The organism is Pedobacter rhizosphaerae (genome assembly GCF_900111155.1).
Taxonomy (GTDB): domain Bacteria; phylum Bacteroidota; class Bacteroidia; order Sphingobacteriales; family Sphingobacteriaceae; genus Pedobacter; species Pedobacter rhizosphaerae.
Map to the genome: position 1 here is coordinate 1 of NZ_FOGG01000070.1, position 4,467 is coordinate 4,467.

Sequence of the window (4,467 nt, forward strand, 5' to 3'; positions counted from 1 at the left end):
ACCTTTAACAGCATTTGTGGATGGTAGCTTGAAGTGCCCTTAATCTTATAAGCATCCAACAGCCCCTGGATATTGATTCGGTTAATGACATCGTTCACAATGCGAACAGGATGGCCTTTTGCCACAAGTTCATCCAGAGTGGGCGGAATAGCCATGATCTGGTTCTGATAATAGGGCTTGAAAACTGGTTTCTGGACTGGCATAAATTTCAATTATTTATACTTAAATATCTGAAATACAGACAAATAAACCAAATTTAAAAAGATGGAAAATTAATTTTTTTTCCACAAAAAAAGAGACTGCCTTTTTGAGACAGCCTCTTGTTATTACCACTAAAGTGGATCGTAAAAACGGGTAAGTGTTGGACCATCGTCCGATGTTCCAATTGCACATACTGTCGGCGTGCCTCCAGGGCACTCATCGATCAGTGAATTTTCATCACCTGGTTGGGGACTGCCATCAGGAGTACCATTTCGATGATACTTTTGCCAAGAGTAGGCCACCAGCTTTTTACCAGAAATAGCATTAGCGATGTCAGCAGCAAAAGCTCCTGTAACACTGGCCATCAATGCGATGCCCAGAACTGCGGTTTTAAGATTTGTTTTCATCTTGTTTAACATTTAAAAGATTTAAAAATTGGTTATTTATATATACTCCGCGGTGAATATACTTTTGAAAAAATCCTAGTCCATAAAAAGGGCAACAGGGAAATCAGCATGAAAGAAGCGTTAAAAATTAAGTGCTGCCGCCATCCGAGTTTGGAAATTAAACCTCCACAGGTACATGGAAGGCTTAACCCAGACAATAGCATTATGGAGATATAGACAGTAAAAGAAAGCAATAGCAAAAAAGATAGCCACAGTCCGGTCTTTCTGAAGCGCTCAGAAAATAGTAGACCAATTATTACAAGTTCCGTAAGGGGAACAACAATGCCCAAAACCGGCGCTAAGTGCTTCATCAGAGGTAGTGGAGCGAGCTTCATCTGGGCTACGAAACGGCCATAATCCGCAAACTTGGAAAAAGCTGCGTATCCCCAGAGCAAGATCAACAGGGCTGAAGAAAGCAACAACCAGAATTCGTAAGAATCAAATTTGGCTTTATCTTTATTATCCATAACCAATTGCTTTTCGTTTTTTATATCACCACCAAAAAGCCTGATGCTAATTTCGGAAGTAGTGAAACCTTTTGACGCAGGAATTTGCCTGTAACAGCAGCGACAATTGCCGTATTTTAAAGGCAAGTTAAATCTTCCTAAGAAATCGGTGCATACCATTATCCTTGATACCGAGAAAAGATGCGATATCCTTCGCCCTGGCGGTAAGAAAGACAGATTTATGTTCCCTATAATACCTGCTGACCATTTCGGCATGCTTTAAATTGACTAAATCCGATATATGGGCAGCCCTGGCTGCCTGGTTGTGGTAACGAAGTGTTTCGATCAGCAGCGGGCCTTCCTTAAAACTCTGTATCAATAAGGCAAGATCCATACGCGATAATTCCAAAAGGATAGTTCCCGGGTATACCTCTACTTCGACCAAACTCGGTAACCCAGCGAAAAAACCCGGATGGGCAAATACGAAATCGCCTTCATACCAGAACCAGGAAGTTCTTCCGGTAACCGTGTCCGCTGAAGAACTGATCTCCCTTACTAGGCCACTCACCACAAACCATATTTTCTGCTGTATTTCCCCTTCCCTGAGCATGTTCTTTACCGTGGCAACTTCCCGCTCGACAATCAAAGGTTTTAGCGCTTTTTCAAAGGCTCCTGATATCGGGCACAGGCGATCCAGCACCTGGAGCAACTGCCCGAAGTATTCCATACTGACCATAACTTAAGTAAACTACACACCCGGCCAAAAAAAAGGGAGCTTGCAGGCTCCCTCCGCGTATCCATAGATCCGATCGGATCCGTTTAAAGAACGATGGCCGAAATGATCGGTTAAAAATTGATTATTTCAGCAATCAAGGTATGCCCAGAAGGAGTAGAAAAATGATTTTATTATAGCAAAGTACCAAACCACTATAGGAAGTGCCTAAGAACAGCAAGGCGACTTTTGTCTTTATTTACTCCAATAAGTTGTTGATTTAAAAGACATTTCCGATATTGTCAATCAGCTAACCTTTTCTGCTTATGGAACTTACCAGTATCGCCATCGATGATGAGCCCCATGCGCTTTCCGACATAGGGGATCTTTTATCACTCACCCCTGGAGTTAATTTACGTGCTACCTTTAACAATGTAAATGATGCCATAACCCATCTTCAGGAATATGGACCTGTGGATATTGTTTTTTGTGATATTAGCATGCCAGTTACCGACGGCATTGAAGGCGCAAAAATGCTCAAGGTTTATTGTGACCACCTGGTCTACTCCACCGCCCACAGAAATTATGGGGAAGAAGCCTTCCATGAAGGTGCCTCCGGGTACCTGGTCAAACCCATCATCCATGAAAGGTTAATTGAGCAAATCGAGCAGCTAAAAGAAATTCAGGAGAAAAGCCGCAGGGAAGAATACAGTGAGAAAAAGTTTGCCTTCGTCAGGGGAAAAACCAAGCACAGTTTTATCAGGGTATTCTATCAGGACATTGTTTATTTTGAAGCCTTGCTTAACCACATTAAGATTATTACTACCGAAAATACAGAGATTACTTATGTAGGCCTCAAGCAATTGGAGCGAGACCTCATGCGACATCCCGACTTTATCAGGATCGGCAAATCACATATGATCTCCATCAATTACCTCAAAAAGGTAGAAGGGTATATGGCTTTTATGACCAACGGCGAATGTCTATCCATAGGAGAGAAGTATCGGCATGCCTTTACCGAAATTTTACGTAAAGGCATGCTGAGTGGCAGTTAGCGATGAACCATGTCGGTATTCACTGTTGTAGTCAGTGCTGTAGTTGGATCGGTACTGGTGGTCGTAGGTTCAGTTGTTCGAACAGGTTTATTGACACTTTTGAAAATAAAAACCGTTCTTTTTTGAAGTTTTGTTGCCGCATTTTTCATGATCTCTCGTGATTGATTGATCAATTTTAGCCCGGGGAAAATCCCTAAACATTTCTAATATATGACATGCCTTAACCACTATATGAGATGGGAAAATTTAGCAAAAACGAATTACGCATCCACTTGATTTGCTGGCTCTGTTACATTTTTGTCGAGGTTGTACTCGCCGGAATCGTTTCGGAAAAATTCAACAACTTTTTTTTCTATGTCCTGTTTTATCTCGTCAACATTGCCATATTTTATTTTCATTCCCTTTGGGTCATGCCACTGTTATATCAAAATTCAAAAAACAAAATCATACACTTTCTCCTGGGTCTGCTTCTTGCATATACCTTGTACCTTATCGGAGCGGCACTAGCCAACCTGTTACTGGGTGTCATGGAACTGAGGCCATTACCATTGGACATTACAAAAAGGTACATCGGCGTCACGGTATCCAGGGCGAGTTTATTTATTATGTTTGCCAGTGGTTATTTTTACCTGAACAGGCATCTTGAAAGGAAGGATATTGAGCTGCAACAATTACGGGAAATCGAAGGCTTGAAATATCAACTCGTTATTGCAGAAAAAGATTTCCTGCGCGCACAAATCAATCCCCATCTGCTTTTTAATACCTTAACCTTTATCCGGAATGCGGCCAAAAACAATCCTGAGAACGTAGCCGTAGCTATTGTTGCCTTAACCGAGCTCATGGAATATGCGTTAGAGGACAGCAAAAGTGAATTTATCCCTTTAGCCAGGGAAATTACGCAGATGGAAAACCTGATCAAACTCAACCGCTTACGTTTCGAGCATTTACTGAACCTGAACTATACTAAAGATATCCAAAATGGCAGTGCTACCATCTTGCCTATTGTGCTATTGACCTTAGTCGAGAACATGTTTAAACACGGTATCATGAATGATCCGGCTCATCCGGCAATCATTGAAGTCATCAGTACTGATTCGGAAATCCGTTTCACGACAAGTAACCTCGCCAAGACTACCAATAAAGTTGCTGGGCTACAGTCTGGGTTGCGAAATATTAAAGCCAGGCTGGACCATGCCTACCCAAAAAACTATGAATTTAATTATGGCATGAATGGAAATTATTTCCAGGCGCAGCTTAAGATTACTGGCTTATGAGAACATCTTGTGCACTTCCCAAAATTCAGACCAGTTAAAAGTATAATTCTAGACCGAGCGCAGCGAGGCTATTAGAAAAAACTATTAATTTTAATTGGTAATATGAAAAGAATCAAGTTTACGGAATCTCAGATTGTAAAAGCCATCAAAGAACATGAGAATGGCAAAAATGTACACGATCTCTGCAGAGAGTTAGGGATTAGCACCGCAGCCTTTTATAAATGGCGTCAGAGGTACGGAGGAATGGAAGTGAAAGAGTTATCCAAGCTCAAGGCATTAGAGGAGGAAAATGCGCGTTTGAAAAAAATGTATGCGAATCTCAGCCTTGTGCAC

General features: G+C 41.5%; 8 protein-coding genes and 1 pseudogene. 3 read left to right on the forward strand and 6 right to left on the reverse strand.

Annotated features, from left to right (window positions below; all coding sequences use genetic code 11):
- The 4 genes and pseudogenes from BMX11_RS23905 to BMX11_RS23920 all read right to left on the reverse strand — a co-directional run.
- Window positions 1–203 (reverse strand): annotated as a pseudogene (locus tag BMX11_RS23905) (IS5/IS1182 family transposase); the annotation flags it as partial.
- A gap of 129 nt (window positions 204–332) precedes the next feature.
- Window positions 333–608, reverse strand: a complete 276-nt coding sequence (locus tag BMX11_RS23910) for a hypothetical protein (protein ID WP_139180264.1) — start codon at window positions 606–608, stop codon at window positions 333–335.
- 32 nt (window positions 609–640) lie between these two features.
- Complete coding sequence (locus BMX11_RS23915; protein WP_217643911.1) at window positions 641–1,240, reverse strand: MauE/DoxX family redox-associated membrane protein; 600 nt, start codon at window positions 1,238–1,240, stop codon at window positions 641–643.
- Window position 1,241: 1 nt separating this feature from the next.
- On the reverse strand, window positions 1,242–1,820 hold the full coding sequence (locus BMX11_RS23920; protein WP_139180266.1) for a cyclic nucleotide-binding domain-containing protein: 579 nt from the start codon (window positions 1,818–1,820) through the stop codon (window positions 1,242–1,244).
- 311 nt (window positions 1,821–2,131) lie between these two features.
- Here BMX11_RS23920 and BMX11_RS23925 point away from each other — a divergent pair, with 311 nt between their 5' ends.
- On the forward strand, window positions 2,132–2,860 hold the full coding sequence (locus BMX11_RS23925; protein ID WP_090890101.1) for a LytR/AlgR family response regulator transcription factor: 729 nt from the start codon (window positions 2,132–2,134) through the stop codon (window positions 2,858–2,860).
- On the opposite strand, the gene BMX11_RS24480 is transcribed toward BMX11_RS23925, so the two are convergent.
- Entirely contained in the window at window positions 2,857–3,009 is a 153-nt protein-coding gene (locus BMX11_RS24480; RefSeq protein ID WP_175474666.1) for a hypothetical protein, read from the reverse strand. The two genes, BMX11_RS23925 and BMX11_RS24480, sit on opposite strands and share 4 nt — an antisense overlap.
- 111 nt (window positions 3,010–3,120) lie before the next feature.
- Window positions 3,121–3,258, reverse strand: a complete 138-nt coding sequence (locus BMX11_RS24485) for a hypothetical protein (protein WP_175474667.1) — start codon at window positions 3,256–3,258, stop codon at window positions 3,121–3,123.
- 207 nt (window positions 3,259–3,465) lie between these two features.
- Here BMX11_RS24485 and BMX11_RS23930 point away from each other — a divergent pair, with 207 nt between their 5' ends.
- Together BMX11_RS23930 and BMX11_RS23935 are read left to right on the forward strand one after the other, a co-directional pair.
- The gene (locus BMX11_RS23930; RefSeq protein ID WP_217643912.1) at window positions 3,466–4,134 is read left to right on the forward strand and encodes a sensor histidine kinase; all 669 of its coding nucleotides are present in this window, start codon (window positions 3,466–3,468) and stop codon (window positions 4,132–4,134) included.
- Window positions 4,135–4,236: 102 nt separating this feature from the next.
- A partial coding sequence (locus tag BMX11_RS23935; RefSeq protein ID WP_139180267.1) for a transposase occupies window positions 4,237–4,467 on the forward strand: 231 nt, incomplete at its 3' end.

Coding starts and splice junctions, on each gene's coding strand:
- BMX11_RS23910 (WP_139180264.1), bottom strand. CDS start 608: ATGAAAACAAATCTTAAAACCGCAGTTCTGGGCATCGCATTGATGGCC.
- BMX11_RS23920 (WP_139180266.1), bottom strand. CDS start 1,820: ATGGAATACTTCGGGCAGTTGCTCCAGGTGCTGGATCGCCTGTGCCCG.
- BMX11_RS23925 (WP_090890101.1), top strand. CDS start 2,132: ATGGAACTTACCAGTATCGCCATCGATGATGAGCCCCATGCGCTTTCC.
- BMX11_RS24480 (WP_175474666.1), bottom strand. CDS start 3,009: ATGAAAAATGCGGCAACAAAACTTCAAAAAAGAACGGTTTTTATTTTC.
- BMX11_RS24485 (WP_175474667.1), bottom strand. CDS start 3,258: ATGAAAATAAAATATGGCAATGTTGACGAGATAAAACAGGACATAGAA.
- BMX11_RS23930 (WP_217643912.1), top strand. CDS start 3,466: ATGTTTGCCAGTGGTTATTTTTACCTGAACAGGCATCTTGAAAGGAAG.